This is a genomic window from Salinisphaera dokdonensis CL-ES53 (genome assembly GCF_040361215.1).
GTDB classification, from domain to species: Bacteria; Pseudomonadota; Gammaproteobacteria; order Nevskiales; family Salinisphaeraceae; genus Salinisphaera; species Salinisphaera dokdonensis.
In genome coordinates, this window is record NZ_APND01000003.1 from 306,707 (window position 1) to 326,910 (window position 20,204).

The 20,204-nt window shown below is 62.4% G+C and carries 15 protein-coding genes; 12 read left to right on the forward strand and 3 right to left on the reverse strand.

Features of this window, described 5'->3' with window-relative positions; all coding sequences use genetic code 11:
* The first annotated feature begins 163 nt into the window (after window positions 1–163).
* Both SADO_RS10965 and cysQ read left to right on the forward strand, forming a co-directional pair.
* A complete protein-coding gene (locus SADO_RS10965) occupies window positions 164–1,474 on the forward strand; it encodes a DEAD/DEAH box helicase (RefSeq protein WP_353111261.1) in 1,311 nt (436 codons plus the stop codon).
* A gap of 71 nt (window positions 1,475–1,545) precedes the next feature.
* A complete protein-coding gene (gene cysQ / locus SADO_RS10970; RefSeq protein ID WP_353111263.1) occupies window positions 1,546–2,346 on the forward strand; it encodes a 3'(2'),5'-bisphosphate nucleotidase CysQ in 801 nt (266 codons plus the stop codon).
* A gap of 9 nt (window positions 2,347–2,355) precedes the next feature.
* On the opposite strand, the gene SADO_RS10975 is transcribed toward cysQ, so the two are convergent.
* The 3 genes from SADO_RS10975 to SADO_RS10985 all read right to left on the reverse strand — a co-directional run bounded on the left by SADO_RS10975 (window position 2,356) and on the right by SADO_RS10985 (window position 6,207).
* Complete coding sequence (locus SADO_RS10975) at window positions 2,356–2,820, reverse strand: universal stress protein (protein ID WP_353111265.1); 465 nt, start codon at window positions 2,818–2,820, stop codon at window positions 2,356–2,358.
* Between the two features lie 342 nt (window positions 2,821–3,162).
* On the reverse strand, window positions 3,163–3,798 hold the full coding sequence (locus tag SADO_RS10980; RefSeq protein WP_353111267.1) for a hypothetical protein: 636 nt from the start codon (window positions 3,796–3,798) through the stop codon (window positions 3,163–3,165).
* 30 nt (window positions 3,799–3,828) lie between these two features.
* Entirely contained in the window at window positions 3,829–6,207 is a 2,379-nt protein-coding gene (locus tag SADO_RS10985; protein WP_353111269.1) for a penicillin-binding protein 1A, read from the reverse strand.
* A gap of 341 nt (window positions 6,208–6,548) precedes the next feature.
* On the opposite strand from SADO_RS10985, the gene pilM reads away from it, so the two are divergent.
* The 10 genes from pilM to gltB all read left to right on the forward strand — a co-directional run bounded on the left by pilM (window position 6,549) and on the right by gltB (window position 20,157).
* Complete coding sequence (gene pilM / locus SADO_RS10990) at window positions 6,549–7,577, forward strand: type IV pilus assembly protein PilM (RefSeq protein WP_353111271.1); 1,029 nt, start codon at window positions 6,549–6,551, stop codon at window positions 7,575–7,577.
* Window positions 7,574–8,188, forward strand: coding sequence for a PilN domain-containing protein (locus SADO_RS10995; RefSeq protein ID WP_353111273.1), 615 nt, complete (start codon window positions 7,574–7,576; stop codon window positions 8,186–8,188). Before pilM ends, SADO_RS10995 begins: the two co-directional genes overlap by 4 nt.
* Window positions 8,185–8,826 carry a type IV pilus inner membrane component PilO gene (locus tag SADO_RS11000; RefSeq protein WP_353111275.1) on the forward strand — a complete coding sequence of 214 codons (642 nt, stop codon included), beginning with the start codon at window positions 8,185–8,187 and terminating at the stop codon, window positions 8,824–8,826. Before SADO_RS10995 ends, SADO_RS11000 begins: the two co-directional genes overlap by 4 nt.
* Complete coding sequence (locus SADO_RS11005; protein ID WP_353111277.1) at window positions 8,823–9,332, forward strand: pilus assembly protein PilP; 510 nt, start codon at window positions 8,823–8,825, stop codon at window positions 9,330–9,332. The genes SADO_RS11000 and SADO_RS11005 overlap by 4 nt, the downstream gene beginning before the upstream one ends.
* Before the next feature lie 14 nt (window positions 9,333–9,346).
* On the forward strand, window positions 9,347–11,470 hold the full coding sequence (locus tag SADO_RS11010; protein ID WP_353111279.1) for a type IV pilus secretin PilQ: 2,124 nt from the start codon (window positions 9,347–9,349) through the stop codon (window positions 11,468–11,470).
* Window positions 11,471–11,516: 46 nt separating this feature from the next.
* On the forward strand, window positions 11,517–13,247 hold the full coding sequence (locus tag SADO_RS11015) for an Ig-like domain-containing protein (protein WP_353111281.1): 1,731 nt from the start codon (window positions 11,517–11,519) through the stop codon (window positions 13,245–13,247).
* A gap of 45 nt (window positions 13,248–13,292) precedes the next feature.
* Window positions 13,293–13,823 carry a shikimate kinase AroK gene (gene aroK / locus SADO_RS11020; protein WP_353111283.1) on the forward strand — a complete coding sequence of 177 codons (531 nt, stop codon included), beginning with the start codon at window positions 13,293–13,295 and terminating at the stop codon, window positions 13,821–13,823.
* Entirely contained in the window at window positions 13,820–14,341 is a 522-nt protein-coding gene (locus tag SADO_RS11025; protein WP_353111285.1) for an RDD family protein, read from the forward strand. The genes aroK and SADO_RS11025 overlap by 4 nt, the downstream gene beginning before the upstream one ends.
* Window positions 14,338–15,441 (forward strand): 3-dehydroquinate synthase, encoded by a 1,104-nt coding sequence (gene aroB / locus SADO_RS11030; protein ID WP_353111287.1) that lies wholly within the window; start codon window positions 14,338–14,340, stop codon window positions 15,439–15,441. Before SADO_RS11025 ends, aroB begins: the two co-directional genes overlap by 4 nt.
* 258 nt (window positions 15,442–15,699) lie before the next feature.
* Window positions 15,700–20,157 carry a glutamate synthase large subunit gene (gltB, locus tag SADO_RS11035; RefSeq protein ID WP_353111289.1) on the forward strand — a complete coding sequence of 1,486 codons (4,458 nt, stop codon included), beginning with the start codon at window positions 15,700–15,702 and terminating at the stop codon, window positions 20,155–20,157.
* Window positions 20,158–20,204: the final 47 nt, after the last annotated feature.

Below are 20,204 nucleotides of genomic sequence, written 5' to 3' on the forward strand. Positions count from 1 at the left end.
GCCGGAATGCGAGTCGACCCGACTCGGGCAGTGCAGCGAATATCCGTATTCGCAACGTTAATGGCTATTGGAGCCTAATTCGGCGCGTTTTTCAACCCCCGATTATCGGGCCATGTATCGTCTTGCCAGAAAGCGATACTGCTCACCTTTTCCAAAGGCCATCATGACCGAAACCGCAACCGCCGCCGAATCTGCCCAGCAGAAGATGCTCACCGACACACGGCTGGACTCGCTCGGGCTACACGAGACCATTCTCGCCGGCCTGACCACCCGGGGTTTCTCCCACGCCACGCCGATCCAGGCGGAGACCCTGCCGCTCGCACTCAAGGGTGCGGACATTGCGGGCCAGGCGCATACGGGCACCGGTAAAACAGCTGCCTTCCTCCTCGCCACCCTGCACCGCCTGCTCAAGGACAATCCCGAGCCGAGCGAGCATGCGCCCAAAGAGGCGAGTCAGCCGCGTGCGCTGATCCTGGCGCCGACGCGCGAACTCGCGGATCAGATCTACAAGGACGCCTTGCCGCTGGCTGCCGATACGGGCCTGAAATGCGTGGTCTGCTACGGCGGTACCGGTTACGAGGAACAGCGTCAGGCGATTCAGGACGGTGTGGATATCCTGATCGGCACCCCGGGTCGCTTGATCGACTATTACAAGCAGAAGGTCTACACGCTCAAAGCCATCGAGGTGGCCGTACTCGACGAAGCCGATCGCATGTTCGATCTCGGTTTCATCGACGATATCCGCTACATGTTCCGGAAAATGCCGGCGCCGGAGAACCGCCAGAACCTGTTGTTCTCGGCAACGCTGTCGCACCGCGTACTGGAACTGGCTTATGAGCACATGAACAGCCCGACGCTCATTCGCACCGACACGGAAACCGTGAACATCGGCGCGATCACGCAAAAGCTCTATCACGTGTCCAAGGACGACAAGCTGGCGTTGCTGGTCGGTACGCTGCGCCGGGTCGATAACGGCCGTACGCTGATCTTCATCAACACGAAGCGCACCGCGGAATTCATCGAGGACGGCCTGAACGCCAACGGCTTCACCGCCGCGACGCTTTCCGGCGACGTCGCCCAGAACAAGCGTCTGCGCCTGCTCGAGGACTTCAAGCAGGGCAAGCTGCCGATCATGGTGGCCACCGACGTGGCCGCTCGCGGGCTACATATTCCGGACGTGACCCACGTCATCAACTACGATTTGCCGCAGGACGCTCAGGATTACGTGCATCGCATCGGTCGCACCGCGCGTGCGGGCAACACCGGCGACGCAATCTCCTTCGCCTGCGAGGAATATGTCTATTCCCTGCCCGATATCGAAGACTACATCGAGCACAAGATCGAAGCCGAGATGCCGCACGGCGAGGCCTTTGCCGACGACGTGGTGATTCCGGCCCGCCGCCCTCGCAAGCCGCGTGGCGGGGGACGCCGTAATGGCGGCGGCAATCGCAAGCCGCGCTCGCGTCGCAGCTAGCTCGGCGGAACGAACGCGGGCCGCCAAGCGAATCGGTATGATGCGGGTCCGAATTTCCTTACACGCATGCCATGGAACTGACCCGCGAGCTGCTTGATAACGTCTGCGATATCGCTGTCGAGGCCGGCCAGAAGACCCTGCCGATCTATTACAGCGACTTTGACGTAGAGACCAAGGCCGACGATAGCCCGCTGACCCAGGCCGATCTCGCGGCCCATCGCAGTATCCATGCCGCGCTGTCCGCGCTGACGCCGGACACGCCGCAGCTTTCGGAGGAAGCGGCGGATATCGACTTCGCGACCCGTCGCGAGTGGTCGACCTACTGGCTGATCGATCCGCTCGACGGCACCAAGGAATTCGTGAACAAGAACGACCAGTTCACGATCAATATAGCGCTCATAGTCGATCACGAGCCGGTTCTCGGCGTGGTCTACGCGCCGGTGCTGGATACACTCTGGTTTGCGGCCCGCGCGATTGGCGCGTTCCGCCAGAAAGGCGACCACGCGCCGCGCCAAATCTCTACCGTGACGGTAGATGCCGCAAAGCCACGAGTTCTGGTCTCGCGCTCGCACCGTTCGACCAGCATTGATGCCCTGCTCGAACGCATGCCCGATTACGAGCCGGTGACCATGGGATCGTCACTCAAATTCTGCGTGATCGCCGATGGCGACGCGGATTTCTATCCGCGGCTCGGGCCGACCAGCGAGTGGGATACCGCGGCCGGTCATGCGGTACTCGCGATAGCTGGCGGCCAGATCGTCGATGTGGCCGGTGAGCCGCTTCGTTACAACGAAACCGAAAGCGTGCTCAACACACACTTTCTCGCGTTCGGTGACACCGCTCACGACTGGCGCGCCTACCTGCCGGAATAGCCCGGCCGGCTACGGCGCGGCCACGTCCTCGCTCTCGCCCGGCGCCTGCACCACCAGCAGGCTGCAGCCCAGCCGGTCCAGCAGTGACGCGCCTACCGACCCCTGCCACCAGCGCGCCAGCACGCCGCGGCGCTGGTGGCCCACAACGACCAGATTCACCGCCAGATCGTCGGCCAGCTTGGCGATCTGGTGCGCTGGCTCGCCTGCCCGCAAGTGGCCTTCGGCGTCCACGCCGCGATCCTTGAGCAGGCTGACACCCTCGGCGAGTATCTGCTCGATACGTTCGCGCTCGGCTTCGTACATGCTTTCCGTGTAGAACCCCTCGGCCGCGGCGACCGCGCCGGTCAGCGGCACTACCGCCAGCAGATGCACTTCCACCTCGCCGGAACCCAGCAGTGGCAGCGTGCGTCGCAGCGCGATGCGCCCACATTCACTGCCGTCATAGGCGAGCAGAATCTTCTCGAAGTTTTCCATGCAATACCCCCATCCAGGCTGCGAATGCGATAGCCGCTACGAACAGCATACCCAGAACCATGAAGGAATCGCGAAGGCGCGATGTCAAGACGCTTCGCACCTGCATATAGACCACGGCGCCCGCGGTAAAAACCCGACACATCGATGCTCGCCAGCCAATGGAATGGACAGTTGCTTCAGTGGCAACACGAACGCACCCACGATGTCGCTGCTCAGCCGCGCTCAATCGACCGCGCCCGCGCGCGGCATGGGCCCGATCTCCGCTCGCGCAACAGCGAGGGGTATAAAAGTGCGGACGCTAATCTAGAAGGATAGATGACTCGTCACGCGCCCGCCGTGATCTCAGAGTGCGGCGAGGCGCTCGCGAACATCTTCGTCGGCGATCACGCGTTCCACCTGCGCCGGCGTCGCTCGTGTCATCGGCCGGCCGTCGACCAGGCTGCGCGGCGCCTCTCGAATTTCGGTTGCCCCGAACAGCGTCGCCTCGAAGCCATGGTCGCCCGCAACAAAACGGAATGCCGGATAGAAGCGGTGCTCGTCGCGACCCACGCGGTAACGCCGCTCGACGATCTCGTAGGGAATGCCCTGCTCCTGCAAGAAGAAGTCGAACGCCTCGGATTGCTCGGCGAACACATGTAGCTGGATATCCGAATTGGCGTCAGCAAGCCCGGAGAGCACGTCCCCCACGAGCCGCGGCTTGAATGCAGCGAACAACGTCATCGCCTGCAACGCGGCCTCGCGCATCGCCCGTAGCTGTGCCGGCTGCTGATCCCCGGCGAAGAGCCGCTGGTGCTCGGCCAGTGCGGACTCGATTTCGCTGTTCTTGGGCAACACGCTGTTACGGACGTCGATCCCCAGGTGCTGGGCCGCTTTTTGCTTGGCGACACGAAAATCCCGGATACCCTGCTCGGCCATAAGCCGTGCTGCCAGCTGCGCCATGTGCTGACGCTGGGCCGCCTGCTTGCGCGCACTTGCCATGAGCTAACCTCTTCGACGCGGGTTGCGCGCCTAGAACAGTTGTTCGACTTCGTTCGACGGCGCGTTCTTGCCCGAACGACGCGCTTCTTCGAGCGAAGGCACATTGTTGGGCCGGAACGTTTCCGAGACACCGCCACCACCGATTGCACGCTGACCCGACTCCGGATCGATGCTCACCGTGACGAGATCAGCCGGGCGCCGCGGTATGGCCTCTGGCGTGCCATCGAGCGCGACGCGCATGAAATCGATCCACATCGGCAGCGCCGCTTGGCCGCCGGTCTCGCTATTGCCCATGGGCGTGAGCTTGTCGAAACCGACCCAGCTGATGCCCACGAGATCGGCATTGAAGCCGACAAACCAGGCGTCGATCTGGTCGTTGGTCGTGCCGGTCTTGCCGGACAGATCCGAACGCCCCAGAGACATGGCACGTCGGCCGGTGCCGCGCTTGATGACATCACGCATGATGTCGCCGACCAGCCATGCATTACCGGCGTCGATCACCCTTTCCGCCAGACGCGAGCTGTCCTGCTTGCCGCCGGTACGCTGGAGTGCCGCGCAGTTGCTCGTGCTTGCACAGGCGACTTTCGGCTCCGCCTCGAAACGCACTTCACCGCGCCCATCCTCGATCTTGGCAATGTAGTACGGCTTGACCTGGAAACCGTCGTTGGCAAACACGGCATAGGCCTGCGCCATCTGCAGCGGCGAGAACGACGCACTGCCCAGCGCCATCGACAGATTGCGCGGGATCTGGTCTTCGGGCAGACCGAACTTGGCGATATGGTTCACGGCATTATTGATGCCGATGCTGCGTAGCAAACGAATCGACACCAGGTTGCGCGAATGCACGAGGCCCTCACGTAGCCGGGTCGGGCCATAAATGCGACCACTGTAGTTCTGCGGTCGCCAGGCATCGCTGAGGTCCGGACTGTCGTACACCACCGGTGCGTCGTTGATGAGCGAGGCCGGCGTGAACCCGTTGGCGAGCGCGGCCGAATACAGGAATGGCTTGAACGACGACCCCGGCTGACGCTGCGCCTGTACCGCGCGGTTGTATTTCGACAGCGAGAAATCGAAACCGCCGGCCAGTGCCTCGATACCGCCGGTGTGCGGATCGAGCGCGACCATGGCGCCCTGCACCTCGGGCACTTCCGCCAGCGTCCAGGCTTTCGCCTTGTCCTTGCTGCCCGTATAAGCCAACCGGACGACATCGCCGCGCGCGACCAGTTTGCTGGCCGGGTCGTTACCGCCTAGCCAAGGCATCTGGCCCGCGTCGAGATTGATCTCGCCGTAGCGCTCGGTCATGAGCGTGGCGCTCCGGCGGCCAACGTTCGTAACCACCGCGGGCACCAGCCCGCCGGCCGCGTTCATGCCTTCGAGCGCTGTCTTGAGCGCGTCGGCATCGTCGACCGTGGTCGTTTCGAGCGTCGCTTCCGGGCCATGCCACTGGTGGCGTTCGTCGTAGGCCAGCAGCGCACGGCGCAATGCCCGATTGGCACCGCGCTGACGTTCGGAGTTCAACGTGGTGGTGACATCGAAACCCGAGGTATAAGCCTCGTCGCCAAAGCGAGCCACCATATCCTGGCGCACCATTTCCGCCACGTAGTCGGCTTCGTAGCGATCATCCGCGACCTTGGCGGTCGCGGTAATCGGCGCATCAAGCGCTTTTTCATAGGTGGCATCGTCGATCTCGCCGAGCGCATGCATGCGCGACAGCACGTAGTTACGGCGCTCCTTCGCGCGCTCCGGATTCGACATCGGGTTGTAGCGTGACGGCGCTTTCGGCAGGCCGGCGATCATTGCCACCTCAGCCACCGAGAGCTCATCAAGCGGCTTGTGGTAGTAGACCTCGGAAGCCGCGCCCACACCATAGGAACGATTGCCGAGATATATCTTGTTCAGATAGATCTCGAGAATCTGCTCCTTGGTGAGCTTCGACTCCAGCCGCAGCGCAAGGATTATCTCCTTGATCTTGCGAACGTAGGTCCGATCCCGCGTGAGATACAGATTGCGCGCCAGCTGCATCGTGATGGTACTGCCGCCCTGGGTCTTGCGACCGGTAGTGGCCAGTACGTAAACCGCGCGAGCGATGCCCTGATAATCGACGCCCGGGTGCTCGAAGAAGCGGTCGTCCTCCGCCGCTATGAAAGCCTGCACCATCTGCGGCGGAATCTCGTCATAGGTGCGCGGCAGCCGTCGCTCGAGGCCGAACTCGCCGATCAGCTTGCGATCAGACGTATAGACACGCAGCGGCTCGTTGAGCTCGGGATCGCCGATATCACCGGCCGAGGGCAGCTGCGGACCGAAGTACAGATAAACCCCGCCGACGACGCACACCGCCAGTGTGGCAGCCGACAACAACCCGGCAAGCAGGAACACGAGAATACGCAGGGCGCGAGGCATCGCTTTCATCGAAAATCCGCGGCTCGCGGGCCGCTGGCCGGAAAAACTGCGGTCATGATACCGGCGCCGACTTTTTTTTGCCTGTAGTCGTTGCGGATTTCGAAACTGCGGCCGATAAACAATAGACGCGCGGATTCAAACGCTTAAACGGCAAATAGCAATTGCCAACCAACGCGCCAGGAGTATAGTTGTACCCGGTATTTCGCGCCGCGGTCCGCAGGATGGGCCGAGGGAACGGTACACGGGGGTGTGCCGCAAGCCTGGATGGCGGCGAGAGATAGCCGATCAGGGGGAATCGGATGGGGCTATTCGAGCAATTCTTTAAGTCGAGAACTCGGCCGTTTCTCGGCGTGGACATCAGTTCCAGTCGTATCAAACTGCTCGAACTCGACGGCAAGCCGGGCGCCTATCGCGTGCTCAGCTACGCCAGCGAGGCGCTACCCGCGGGTGCGGTAGCCGATGATCAGATCATGAATCCCGAGGCGGTGGCCGCGACCATGAGTCGCGCCCTCGAACGCGCCGGCACACGAACCCGTGACGCCGCGATTGCCGTGTCGGGCCCCACCGTGATCAGCAAGATCATCGACATGCCGGCCGACCTGTCCGACGAGGACATGGAGCAGCAGATCGGCTTCGATGCGGAGCAGTACATTCCGCACGCCATCGAAGAGGTCAACCTCGACTTCCATGTACTCGAACGCGATCCCAACAACGCCGACGTCAATCGCGTATTGCTCGTGGCTTGCCGGCGCGAGAACATCGAGGCCCGGATTGGCGCCCTCGATATGGCAGGGGTGAAGGTACAAGCCGTCGATGTCGAGGAATATGCGCTCCAGAACGCCTCTACGCTCCTTGTAGAGCAGACCCAGACGCTCGGCCCGAACGCTAGTGTCGCCGTATTCGACATCGGCGCTCATCAGACGCGGCTGAGCGTGCAGCACCATGGTCGACACGTGTATTCGCGCGAGCTCTCCTTTGGCGGGCATGCGCTGGCAAGCCGGCTGATCGAACGCCACGACCTCAAGGACGCCGACCAGCTGCGAGCACGCCTGCGCACCGGAGAACTCGATGGCGCGGCGATCGCCGGAGACGTCACGGACTTTGCCGAGCGACTCGCCGGCCAGATCGACCGGGCACTGCAGTTCTATATCTCGGCTGCTTCGAGTGACGAGGCCATTGATCAGGTGATTCTGGTCGGTGGCGCGACGCTCTATCCTGGCCTGGAAGCCGCCATTGGCCGCCATATGTCGCGGCCGGTCAGTATCGGCAATCCGCTGGCCGGAATGCTCGCCAGCAGTCGCGCACGACGCAACCACGTGGATCAGGAAGCCCCGGCCCTCATGGTCGCCGCCGGACTCGCCTTGAGGTCGATTCGATGAGCGCATTGGTTCGTATCAATCTGCTGGACTGGCGTGCCGCCGCGCGCGAGCGCAAGCGCAAGCGTTTTCTGACGCTGCTCGTACTCACCGCGCTCGCCAGCGTGGTCGTGGTCGGCGTCATCCCGATGCTGTACTACAACCACCTGATCGACGTGCAGGAATCGCGCAACCGCTATCTCGAAAGCCAGATCGCCATTGCCGACCGGCAGCTGGTCGAGATCCGGGCGCTGCAGAAAACGCGGGACAGTCTGATCACCCGCATGCGCATCATCGAAGAGCTGCAGCAATCACGCTCCGGCATCGTGCACTACTTCGACCAACTGGTCGCCACACTGCCGAACGGCGTCTATCTGAACTCGCTCGTGCAGAAAGGCAATACCACCACTCTGAACGGTGTGGCCGAGTCCAACGCCCGCGTATCGGATTACATGGTCAACCTCGACGACGCCGACTGGTTCGCAGACCCTCGCCTGATCGTCATCAAGTCCAGCGAAAGCGGGCCGCAGCGATTCGCTGACTTCACCCTGACCGTCAAGGGCGAGACCCCACAGGCCAGACCAGACAGCGAAAACGTCGGGCTTTCCAACAACACGACGGCGCCGCGCTCATGAGAAGCCTCAGCGAATATATCGAGGAGCTGCGTAGCCTCGACCAGCACAATATCGGCAGCTGGCCCACGTGGGCCTACGGCCTGGCGATCCTGCTGGTCTCGGCCATCATCATTGGTATCGGCACGTGGTATTTCGTGTTGCCCAAACAGGAGATGCTCGAACGCGTCGCCCGCAAGGAGCCCGAACTCAAACAGACCTTCGAGACCAAGCAGCGACTCGTCGCCAACCTGGACGCATACCGGGATCAACTGGAAGCCATGGAGCTGCAGTTCGGGGCCCTGCTCCAGCAACTGCCCAGCCGGACAGAAGTCCCCAGTCTGCTATACGACATTTCCCAGACCCGTATCGCGAGCGGGCTCGAAGAAGAGCTGTTCAAGCCGCGCCCTGAAAACCCGCAGGATTTCTACGCGGTGCTGCCCAATGACCTGATCGTGACCGGGACCTATCACGAGCTCGGCCGTTTCGTTTCCGGCGTCGCGGCCCTGTCTCGCATCGTCACGATCCAGGATATCGAGATCGAGCCGATCACAGAGGGCGAGGATTCCGGCGAACTGCGCATGAGCATGACCGCCAACACCTACCGCTATCTGGAAGACGCGGGCGCCACGGCGTCCGGCAGCGGGAGCAAGGCGAAATGAGGCGCATCAAGCGAGCAACCATCGCCGGCCTGTGTCTGATCGTCGCCGGCTGCGGCGCCGACAATGACGACCTCCAGGACTTCGTGGCGCAAGTGAAGGCACGCCCCGCTGCGCCGATCGAGCCGATTCCCGAAATCGCGCCCTATACGCCCTACACGTATCGACCTGAGGAGCGACGGGCGCCGTTCACGCCCACCGCACCACGTCGAGATGTCAGCAGCAATAGCGATATTGCACCCGATCAGAATCGTGACCGCGAGCCTTTAGAGAGCTTCCCTCTCGACGCGCTGCGTCTGGTAGGCACGATTTCGCGCTCGGGCGTTACGTACGCCCTCATACAGGCGCCCGACGGCGTCATCCATCGCCTGAGACCCGGCAATCATCTTGGCCAGAACTATGGTCGGATCGACGGCATTTCCGAAAACGGTGTCCTTTTGACCGAAATCGTTCCGGACGGACTCGGCGGCTATATCCGTCGCCCGGCAACGATCGCCCCCTCGCGGTGAAAGAGAAGCAGACTATGAGCAGACCGATTGCACGCATTTCCTCGCTGACGCACCGGTTGCACCGGCGCTGGCTGGTCCTTGCCTTGCTGCTCGCCGGCGTGACGAGCGCCCATGCGGCCACCAACACGCTCACTGCGATCGACGCTACTGCGGCAAGTAACAGCGAGGTCAATATTCGCCTCACGCTGGCAGGGGCCGCGCCGGTGCCGTCCGTTTTCACGGTCAACGAGCCTGCCCGCCTATCCATCGACCTGCCGGGGACGGATCTCGGCGTGACCGAACGCTACCAGCGCATTGATGAGGGCCCGGTCCAGGCCATTGCTCTCGCCGCTGGCGAGAACCGTACACGGGTGGTGGTCGAACTCGAGAGCATGACCGATTACCGCATCAATCGGCAGGGCAATGAGATCGTCATCGGTATTGGCGGCAGCGCGAACGCGCAGTCTGACTCACAGGCACCGGTCACTCAGGCTTCCGTGCGCCCGGCCACGCCGGTTCGCCCCATGACTGACAGCGACTACCAAGCCCAGACCGCGTCGGTACAGGGCCCGCAGGTACGAGATATCGACTTCCGCCGCGGCGAGAACGGCTCTGGCCGGATCGAGATCCTGCTCGACGGCGTGAATTCCGCTGTTGACGTGAGCGAGCGCGACGGCCAAGTGATCGCCAACCTGCCCGGCGTCTCGCTGCCCACGGCACTCGAGCGCCGCCTGGACGTGCTCGATTTTGCGACACCAGTAAAAACGATCGACGCGCTCGGCCGCGACGGAGGCACACGGCTGGTAATCACTCCGGTGAGCGGCGCCGATTTCGAGCAGATCGCTTATCAGACCGGCGACCGCTTCTATATCGAACTTCAGCCGTTGACCGCCTCCGAGCAGGCGGAACGCGAAGAAGCCGAGCCACGCTATACCGGCGAACGCATCTCCCTGTCTTTTCAGAACATCGATGTTCGGGCCGTGCTTCAGATCATCGCCGATGTGGCCGACGTAAACATGGTCGTGTCCGACAGCGTGACCGGCAATATGGCGCTGCGTCTCGAAGACGTGCCATGGGATCAGGCGCTGGACATCATCATGCAGTCCAAAGGCCTAGGCATGCGTCGCGAGAACAACGTGATCACGGTGGCTCCGCTCGCCGAAATTGCTGCCCGCGAGCAGGCCGAACTCGCCGCCCAGCAGGCCACGATCAATCTGGCGCCGCTACGCTCCGAAATCATCCAGATCAACTATGCCCGTGCCGGCGAGCTCGCCGCGCTGCTGCGCAGCACCACGGGCGAGCTGTCACTGCTGTCTGCCCGCGGCCAGGTGACCGTCGACGAGCGCACCAACAGCCTGTTGGTCAACGAAACTCGCGAAAAGCTCGACGAGATTCGTCGCGTGATCAACCGGCTCGATATCCCGGTCCGCCAGGTGCTTATCGAGTCCCGCATTGTGGTCGCCAATCGCGAGTTCTCCCGCAACCTGGGCGTATCGTCTTCCGGCACAGACAATGCCGCGTTCGAGTCATCCACGGACGGCAACTATCTAGCGAACACGGGCTATACGATTAATCTGCCGGTCACCAATCCGGCCGGCACGATCTCCACAAGCATCATCGGCGACACCTTCAATCTAGATCTGGCGCTTTCGGCACTCGAATCCGAGAATCGCGGCGAAATCATTTCCGCGCCGCGTGTCATCACCGCGAACGCCAAAGAAGCCAAAATCGAGCAAGGCGTAGAGATCCCCTACCTCGAAGCCGCATCCAGCGGTGCAGCCACGGTGGAATTCAAGGAGGCGGTGCTCGGGCTGACTGTCACGCCTCAGATCACGCCGGATGAACGCGTGATCATGGATCTCTACGTCACCCAGGACACGCAAGGTGACACGATCAACGTCCAGGGCGGCGGCAGCGTACCGTCGATCAATACGCGCAGCCTGACCACGCAAGTGCTTGTCGATAACGGGGAAACCGTCGTTCTCGGCGGCATCTACGAGCAAGAGAACCGGGACGTCTCCGATCGTGTCCCGATCCTCAGCGAGATCCCGCTGCTCGGCGTCCTGTTTCGCGGCACCCAGCGTCAGCGCGACAAGCGCGAACTGCTGCTGTTCGTAACACCAAAGATTCTCAAGGACACCCTGTCCTTGCAGCGCTAATACGCGCACCGCTTGTTAATAAAAGAAATAGTTGGGGACTGGACCGATGACTGTGTATAGCATTCGCAACCTGCTGCTCGCGACTACTGTCGCGTTCACCGTCGCCGCTTGCGGCGGCTCGACTTCCGGGAGCGATGACGACGGTGGCTCGTCCGGTAATTCGGGCGGCGGGAGCACTCCTCCTACGAGCGGCGATGACAGCTCTTCGGACACCCCACAACTCGGGTCTTTAGAGGGCAACGGAGAATTTAGCGCCGGCGTTATCAGCTCCGACCGTTCATCGGTACCTGCCGGGCAGACGGCTACTCTGGCCGTAGTCCTCGTCGACGGCGACGGCGCGCTACTTACCGACGCCACGTCCGTATCCTTCACTTCGCCTTGTGCAAGCAATGGCACTGCCGAACTTGAACCCGAAATCGTGGAGAACACCACGGGCCGCATTAGCACGACTTATACCGCACGCGGCTGCGACGGCACGGATATTGTTACGGCAACTACCGTGGTGGATGGGACCACACTACGGGCTTCCGTGAGCCTTGATACCGAAACCGCGCCCCCAGGCTCGATCCTGTTCGATGGAGCGGAGCCAAATGCTATCGGGATTCAGGGAACAGGCGGCACGCTGCCAGAGCAATCGACGATATCGTTCGTCGTCACAAACACCACGGGCGGGCCCGTGCCCAACCAGCAGGTAAATTTCAGCCTCAATACACAGGTCGGCGGCATCGAGCTCAGCAACAATCAGGCGACGACCGACTCCAACGGACGCGCGTCAACGACCGTGTCGTCCGGAACTGTAGCCACCTCCGTGCGGGTGACGGCACAAACCGTAAACGTCGCCGGCCAGACTTTAAGCGCACAGTCGAACGCTCTATCGATCACCACCGGCATCCCAGACAACGACAGTTTCACGATTGGCGCAGAAACGCTCAATATCGAAGGCGGTGACAGGAACAACGTGACCACCGAGGTGACCGCTCTTCTCGCCGACCGCTTTAACAATCCCGTGCCGGATGGCACCGCGGTCAGCTTTCAGACAGAAGGCGGATCAATCGGCGGAAGCTGCTTGACCACTGATGGGCAGTGTTCGGTGACGCTACGCACACAGAATCCGCGCCCCGCAGACGGTCGCGTAACCGTTCTGGCGACCGCCATTGGTGAGGAAAGCTTTACGGATACCAATGGTAACGGCCGTTTCGATAGCTCTGACGTATTCCCTGCGCAAAATGACCTGCCCGAAGCATATCGGGACGACAACGAAAACGGTGCGCGCGACGGCAACGAGCCATTCGTGGACTTCGGCGCGGGCGGGAATGGCGACGACAACTACAGCCCGGCAAGCGGCAGTTTTACCGGTGCGCTGTGTAACAGCGGCTGCGACAATGCCAGCGAAAACACCAGCCTGAACGTACGTGACAGCGTCGTAGTTGTATTTTCCGGTTCCACCCTTAATATAACGACGCAGCCGTCATCGATCGATCTGGATGGCGGCCTGCAGACGGTAACAGTCTCGGTCCTGGATGAGCGCGGCCAAGTAGCGCCGGCGGGCACGACGGTAAGTGTCGAAGCCACGCAAGGCTCTATCGTAGGCGACGCCAGCTTTGAACAAGCCAGCGACAGTTCTGATCCCGCTCAGAACGACGAGGCCGGTCGCTTTGTGTTCCGGCTGGAACCCGACAGTGAGCCTGGCTCAGGCGTGTTCCTGATTACCGTGACCACGCCCAGCGGTGTAATAAGCCGCGGTTCGGCACCGATAAGCCAAGATAGCGCGCCCTGATCCCGAGAGGCCGCCAATCTTATAAATAGGTATCATCATAGGTCTATGGCAGCTAATCCAAACATCTATCTAGTCGGCCCGATGGGCGCTGGCAAAACGACGATCGGCCGGCGTATTGCCGAGATCAAGGGCATGTCGTTTGTCGACTCCGACCATGAGGTCGAGAAACGCACTGGCGTCGATATCTCCTTCATCTTCGACATGGAAGGAGAGGACGGCTTTCGCAAGCGCGAGCGCGAGATGATCGCTGAGCTCAGCGAACAGCCGAACACGGTGATGGCCACCGGCGGTGGCGCGGTGCTGGATGAATCCACCCGTGATCTGCTTTCGGCGCGTGGTGTGGTGGTTTATCTCGAGACTTCTCTCGAGCAGCAGCTCGCTCGTACGCGCAAGGCCAACAATCGCCCGCTGCTGGAAGGCAGCGAGGATATCGAGGCTACGCTGTCGAAGCTTATGGAAGAGCGCGACCCGCTTTACCGCTCGATCGCCGACGTCGTAGTTGCCACCGGTGAGCAGCAGGCGCGCCGACTGGCACGCGAGATCGTCGAGCAGCTCGAGGCCATCGGCACGGCGTGACCGATAGCGGCGCAAGCGGCGGCCCGATCTACGCTGGCTTCTGGATTCGCGTGTGGGCATCGATCATTGATTCGATGCTGCTGCTCATCATCGTGCTGCCGCTGCTGCACATGATCTACGGCCAGGCGGTGCTTGCATCCGACGGGCCGCTGATTCTCGGCCCGGCCCATGTGCTGGTTAGCTACGTGCTTCCAGCGCTGGCAATCATCGCCTTCTGGGTCTACCGCGAAGCCACGCCCGGCAAAATAGCGATCGGTGCGCGCATCGTGGATGCCCGCACCGGCGAGCATCCGCACACAAGCCAATTTGTAATCCGCTACATCGGCTATTTCCTGTCCTCTTTCCCTCTCGGGCTGGGGCTGATCTGGGTAGGTATCGACAAGCGCAAGCAGGGTTGGCACGACAAGATCGCCGGCACCGTAGTGGTGCGCGATCGTGGCCGGCTAGTCGGCGCGAATTCGGATGACGGGGCGCGCCCGTCTACTTCCTCCATCGAAGAAGGACGCTGGCAGGCATGACCCGCGATAACGATCCCCAGGCCGCACTGCGTGTCGATCTCGGCAACCGAAGCTACGATATCGACATCGCCCCAGGCCTGATCGGCCAATCACGATCCTATGCCGACGCGATTCGCGGCGAACGCGTGCTGGTCGTCACTAACGAGACGGTCGGCCCACTCTACGTCGGCGCCGTCAGTGCGGCCCTGGCTGAATCGCACCAGGTCGATACGCTCGTGTTACCGGATGGTGAGCAGTACAAGACGTTAGACACGCTGGAAAAGATCTACGATCGCCTGCTCGAAGGCAGCTATGGCCGCGACGCAACAATCGTCGCGCTTGGCGGCGGCGTAATCGGCGATATTGCCGGCTTTGCGGCCGCCAGCTACCAGCGCGGTATCGATTTCGTGCAGGTACCGACCACCCTTCTCGCCCAGGTCGACTCTTCCGTGGGGGGCAAGACCGGCGTCAATCACGCATTGGGCAAGAACATGATCGGCGCCTTTCACCAGCCCACGCGCGTGCTGGCAGACGTCGACGTGCTGGAAACCCTGCCGGCGCGCGAGTTCGCTGCCGGCATGGCCGAGGTTATCAAGTACGGGCTGATCCGCGACGCGGCGTTCTTCGACTGGCTCGAAGCCAACATGGACGCGATCAACGCGCGCAAACCGGAGCTGCTGATCGAGGTGATCCGCCGCTCCTGCGCCAACAAGGCCGAGGTGGTCGCCGCCGACGAGCGCGAATCCGGCCAGCGGGCGCTGCTCAATCTCGGTCATACCTATGGCCACGCGTTGGAGGCCGAGTTGGGCTACGGGCAATGGCTGCATGGCGAAGCGGTGGCTGCGGGCATGTGCATGGCCGCCGATACAGCCCGTCGCCTCGGTTGGCTGGATGACGCCCAGTGCGAACGTATCGAACGCGTGATCGTGGCGGCTAACCTGCCGGTCGCGCCGCCACGCGAACTTGAGCGCGCGCGCATCCGCGCCCTGATGGGCCGCGACAAAAAGGTCGAAGCCGGTACACTGCGGCTCGTGCTAATGCGCGATATCGGTAGTGCCGTGGTTACAAGCGACTACGGTGATACGCTCGATGCGACGCTCACGCGCTATTTCGATCGATAGATCGATACCAGGGTGGCCCGCGCTGGCGCGCTTCATGCGTGTCGATTGATTGCGCCCGGACCGCCTTTTATACTTTTAGCTAACATTGGTACGCCCCCGGCGTCCGATCCGGTCGCCCGCATCATGGCGACCCGTTGCACCGTATAGTGTGACCATCCCTGCGGCACCGGCCGCGGCACACGATTCCGATACGGCATTCGGCACAGGGAATCGCCCCCCGAACGCGCCGAAGCTGACCCGAGGCGAGGAAAAAAGACAATGCATCAGTTGAAAGGCGGACTCTATTCTCCAGAGTTCGAGAAGGACTCCTGCGGCTTTGGCCTGATCGCCAATATGGACAACCAGCCAAGCCATTGGCTGGTCGAGACCACGATCGGCGCGCTCGAACGATTGACCCATCGTGGTGCAGTTGCGGCCGACGGCAAGACCGGCGACGGCTGCGGCATCCTGATGAAAAAACCGGATGCTTTCCTGCGCCTGATCGCGGACGAAGCCGGCATCGAGCTGGCCGACCACTACGCCAGCGGCATTGTCTTCCTGAATCCTGATCCGGACCTGCGTGACGCGGCCAAGGCAGAACTCGCCCGCCAGCTGGAGAACGAAGGCCTCGAGATCGCCGGCTGGCGCGAGGTACCGATCGACCCCGAGAACGCCTGCGGCACGGAAGCGATCAACACCCTGCCCTACCTCGAGCAGGTATTCGTCAACGCGCCGGCCGATATGGATCACGCGCTGTTCGAATCCAAACTGGTGTTCTCGCGCCGACGCACCGAGAACGCCCTGCCTGACGACCACGTGTTCTATGTGCCGTCGCTGTCGGCGCATGTGCTGTCGTACAAGGGCATGGTCATGCCCAGCTATCTGCCGGTGTTCTACAAGGACCTGGCCGACGAGCGCCTGGAAACCTCGCTCTGCGTGTTCCACCAGCGTTTTTCGACCAACACGCTCCCGCAATGGCGTCTGGCCCAGCCGTTCCGCTACCTCGCCCACAACGGCGAGATCAACACGGTCACCGGTAACCGCAACTGGTCGACCGCGCGGGCGAACAAGTTCGTCTCAGACAAGCTGCCCGAGCTGGAATCGATCCTGCCGCTGGTCTCGACCACCGGCTCGGACTCGCAGAGCCTCGACAACATGCTCGAGATCCTGCTCGCCGGCGGCATGGATATCTTCTATGCCATGCGCCTGCTGATGCCGCCGGCCTGGCAGAACGTCGATTACATGAGCGCCGATCTGCGCGCGTTCTACGAGTACAACTCCATGCATATGGAGCCATGGGACGGCCCGGCCGGCATCGTGCTCACCGACGGCCGCTATGCCGCCTGCTGCCTCGATCGCAACGGGCTGCGCCCGGCGCGCTATGTGATCACCAAGGATCGCCACATCACCCTGGCCTCCGAAATCGGCGTTTGGGACTACAACCCGGCCGACGTGGTAGCCAAGGGTCGTCTCAAGCCCGGCGACATGATCGCCGTGGATACGGAAAACGGCGAACTGATCAAGCCGCAGGAGATCGACCAGCAGCTGGCCAGCCGCGCACCGTACAAGCAGTGGCTCAAGAAGAACGCCCGTATGCTCGAATCGCGCCTGTCGGACACGCGTGATGAAGCGTGGATGGAACGCGATCAGGTCAAGACCTACGAAAAGCTCTTCCATGTCTCGTTCGAAGAGCGCGATCAGGTGCTGCGCCCGCTGGCCGAAGCCGGCCAGGAAGCCACCGGCTCGATGGGCGACGACACACCCTTCCCGGTGTTGTCGCGCGTGGACCGCGTGATCTACGACTACTTCCGCCAGAAGTTCGCCCAGGTCACCAACCCGCCGATCGACTCGCTGCGCGAGCGGATCGTGATGTCGCTGGAGACCTGCTTCGGCCGCGAGCGCAACGTATTCGAGGAGAACGAGGAACGCGCCAAGCGCCTCGTCGTCGACTCGCCCGTGCTATCGACCGGCAAGTACCGTCGGCTGCTATCGCTCGACGACGCAGACTACGCACATACGATCATCGATCTGAACTACGACGCCGGCACCGCGCTCGACGACGCAATCGCCGCGATCTGCGATCAGGCCGTGGCCGCGGTCAAGGACGGCACCACGGTGCTCGTCCTCTCGGATCGCGAGATCGAACAAGGCAAGCTCCCGATCCAGGCCTTGCTGGCCACGGGCGCCGTACATCATCGCCTGACGCGCGAGAATCTGCGCTGCGATGCCAATCTCGTGATCGAGACCGCCAGTGCCCGCGATGCGCATCATTTCGCCTGCCTGATCGGCTATGGCGCGAGTGCGATTCACCCGTACCTGGCCTATGAATGCCTGAACGATCTCGTGCGCTGCGGCCAGATCGACAGCCGCAACCCGGATGAGCTCTGTGCGACCTACCGCAAGGGCATCAACAAGGGGCTGTACAAGATCATGTCCAAGATGGGCATTTCCACGGTCACCAGTTACCGCGGCGCCCAGCTGTTCGAGATCGTCGGCCTCGACCGGGAAGTGACCGATACCTGCTTCACCGGCACGGTCAGCCGTGTCGCGGGCGCGGGCTTCGCCCATCTGCAATCGGATATCGCGCAGCTGGCCCAGAACGCCTGGAACCCGCGCGTCGCCATCAATCAGGGCGGCCTGCTCAAGTTCGTGCACGGCCAGGAATACCACTGCTATAACCCGGACGTAATCGCCACGCTGCACGAAGCCGTAAGCACCGGCGAGTACGCCAAGTACCGTGAGTACGCGGACATCGTTCAGGGCCGGCCGGTCTCCGTGCTGCGCGATCTGTTCAAGCTGCGCGACGATATCCGGCCGATCGATATCGACGAAGTCGAAGACATCAAAGACATCACGCCGCGTTTCGACTCGGCCGGCATGTCCCTGGGTGCCCTGTCACCCGAAGCCCACGAATCCTTGGCCACGGGTATGAACCGCATGGGCGGTCGCTCGAACTCCGGCGAAGGCGGTGAGGACGCGGCGCGCTTCGGCACCGAAAAGATGTCGAAGATCAAGCAGGTCGCCTCCGGGCGTTTCGGCGTGACGCCGCATTATCTGGTTAACGCCGAAGTGCTGCAGATCAAGATCGCCCAGGGCGCCAAGCCTGGCGAAGGCGGCCAGCTGCCCGGCCACAAGGTCAACGAGATGATCGCGCGGCTGCGCTATTCCAAGCCCGGCGTGGCGCTGATCTCGCCGCCGCCGCATCACGATATCTACTCGATCGAAGACCTGGCCCAGCTGATCTTTGACCTCAAGCAGGTCAATCCGCAGGCGCTGGTGTCGGTGAAGCTGGTCTCCGGGCCCGGTGTGGGCACGATCGCAGCCGGCGTGGCCAAGGCCTATGCCGACCTGATCACCGTTTCCGGCTACGACGGCGGCACGGGCGCCAGCCCGCTGACGTCCGTGCGCTATGCCGGCACGCCGTGGGAACTCGGCCTGTCCGAGACCCAGCAGACGCTGCGCGCCAACGGCCTGCGCGAAAAGGTGCGGGTGCAAACCGATGGCGGCCTCAAGACCGGCCTCGACGTGATCAAGGCCGCGATTCTTGGCGCGGAGTCGTTCGGTTTTGGCACCGGCCCGATGGTCGCGCTCGGCTGCAAGTACCTGCGCGTCTGCCATCTCAATAACTGTGCGACGGGTGTCGCCACACAGAACGAGATCCTGCGCGAGCGCCACTACATTGGCATTCCCGAGATGGTGCAGAACTTCTTTGGCTTCATCGCCCAGGAAACCCGCGAGCTGATGGCACAGATCGGCGTGCGGTCGCTCGAGGAGCTGATTGGGCGAACCGATCTGCTAGAGATACTGCCCGGCGAAACGACCAAGCAGCAGGGTCTGGACCTGGCACCGATCCTCTCAGACGGCGGCCTGGCCAGCGACGTGCCCACGCACTGCATCGATCCGCGCAACGAGCCGTTCGACAAGGGCGAACTGGCCGAGCAGATGGTCGCCGATACGCTCGACGCGATCGAGAACAAGTCCGGCGGCACGTTCGAATACGAGGTACACAACAACAACCGCTCGCTGGGCGCGCGACTGTCGGGCGAGATCGCCCGTCGCCACGGCAATCTGGACATGGAAGACGCGCCGATCACGCTCAAGCTCACCGGCACCGCCGGCCAGAGCTTCGGCGTATTCAATGCCGGCGGCCTGCATCTCGAGCTCGAAGGCGATGCCAACGACTATGTCGGCAAGGGCATGGCCGGCGGCCGGATCGTGATCCGCCCGCCACGCGCGTCGCAGTTCGTGGCCCGTGAAGCCGCCATCATCGGCAACACCTGCCTGTATGGCGCCACCGGCGGCACGCTGTATGCCGCCGGCATGGGCGGCGAACGTTTCGGCGTGCGCAACTCCGGCGCCACCGCGGTCGTTGAAGGCATCGGCGATCACGGCTGTGAATACATGACCGGCGGTTGTATCGTCGTACTCGGCCACACCGGTGTGAACTTCGGTGCCGGCATGACCGGCGGCCTGGCCTATGTGCTCGACGAAAAGCGTGAATTCGTGGATCGCTACAATCACGAACTCATCGATATTCATCGCGTCGTATCCGAGAACATGGAAGCGCATCGCCACTATCTGCGCGACATGATCGAGGCTTATGTGGACGCCACCGACAGCGCTTGGGGCCAGGAAATTCTCGAGAACTTCCGCGACTACGTCGGCCAGTTCTGGCTCGTGAAGCCGAAGGCCGAAAGCGTGGACACGATTCTCGATACGCTTAATCGCGCGGCCTGATCGCGCGGGAAAGCAAGGGGGCCGCGCCGCGCCTGTCGATTACGACA

What these genes read in the sequence shown, in the direction of transcription:
- SADO_RS11010 (WP_353111279.1), top strand. Translation starts at nt 9,347, where the DNA reads ATGAGCAGACCGATTGCACGCATTTCCTCGCTGACGCACCGGTTGCAC.
- SADO_RS11005 (WP_353111277.1), top strand. Translation starts at nt 8,823, where the DNA reads ATGAGGCGCATCAAGCGAGCAACCATCGCCGGCCTGTGTCTGATCGTC.
- SADO_RS10965 (WP_353111261.1), top strand. Translation starts at nt 164, where the DNA reads ATGACCGAAACCGCAACCGCCGCCGAATCTGCCCAGCAGAAGATGCTC.
- SADO_RS10975 (WP_353111265.1), bottom strand. Translation starts at nt 2,820, where the DNA reads ATGGAAAACTTCGAGAAGATTCTGCTCGCCTATGACGGCAGTGAATGT.
- aroK (WP_353111283.1), top strand. Translation starts at nt 13,293, where the DNA reads ATGGCAGCTAATCCAAACATCTATCTAGTCGGCCCGATGGGCGCTGGC.
- SADO_RS11015 (WP_353111281.1), top strand. Translation starts at nt 11,517, where the DNA reads ATGACTGTGTATAGCATTCGCAACCTGCTGCTCGCGACTACTGTCGCG.
- SADO_RS10980 (WP_353111267.1), bottom strand. Translation starts at nt 3,798, where the DNA reads ATGGCAAGTGCGCGCAAGCAGGCGGCCCAGCGTCAGCACATGGCGCAG.
- gltB (WP_353111289.1), top strand. Translation starts at nt 15,700, where the DNA reads ATGCATCAGTTGAAAGGCGGACTCTATTCTCCAGAGTTCGAGAAGGAC.
- aroB (WP_353111287.1), top strand. Translation starts at nt 14,338, where the DNA reads ATGACCCGCGATAACGATCCCCAGGCCGCACTGCGTGTCGATCTCGGC.
- SADO_RS10995 (WP_353111273.1), top strand. Translation starts at nt 7,574, where the DNA reads ATGAGCGCATTGGTTCGTATCAATCTGCTGGACTGGCGTGCCGCCGCG.
- SADO_RS11000 (WP_353111275.1), top strand. Translation starts at nt 8,185, where the DNA reads ATGAGAAGCCTCAGCGAATATATCGAGGAGCTGCGTAGCCTCGACCAG.
- SADO_RS10985 (WP_353111269.1), bottom strand. Translation starts at nt 6,207, where the DNA reads ATGAAAGCGATGCCTCGCGCCCTGCGTATTCTCGTGTTCCTGCTTGCC.
- cysQ (WP_353111263.1), top strand. Translation starts at nt 1,546, where the DNA reads ATGGAACTGACCCGCGAGCTGCTTGATAACGTCTGCGATATCGCTGTC.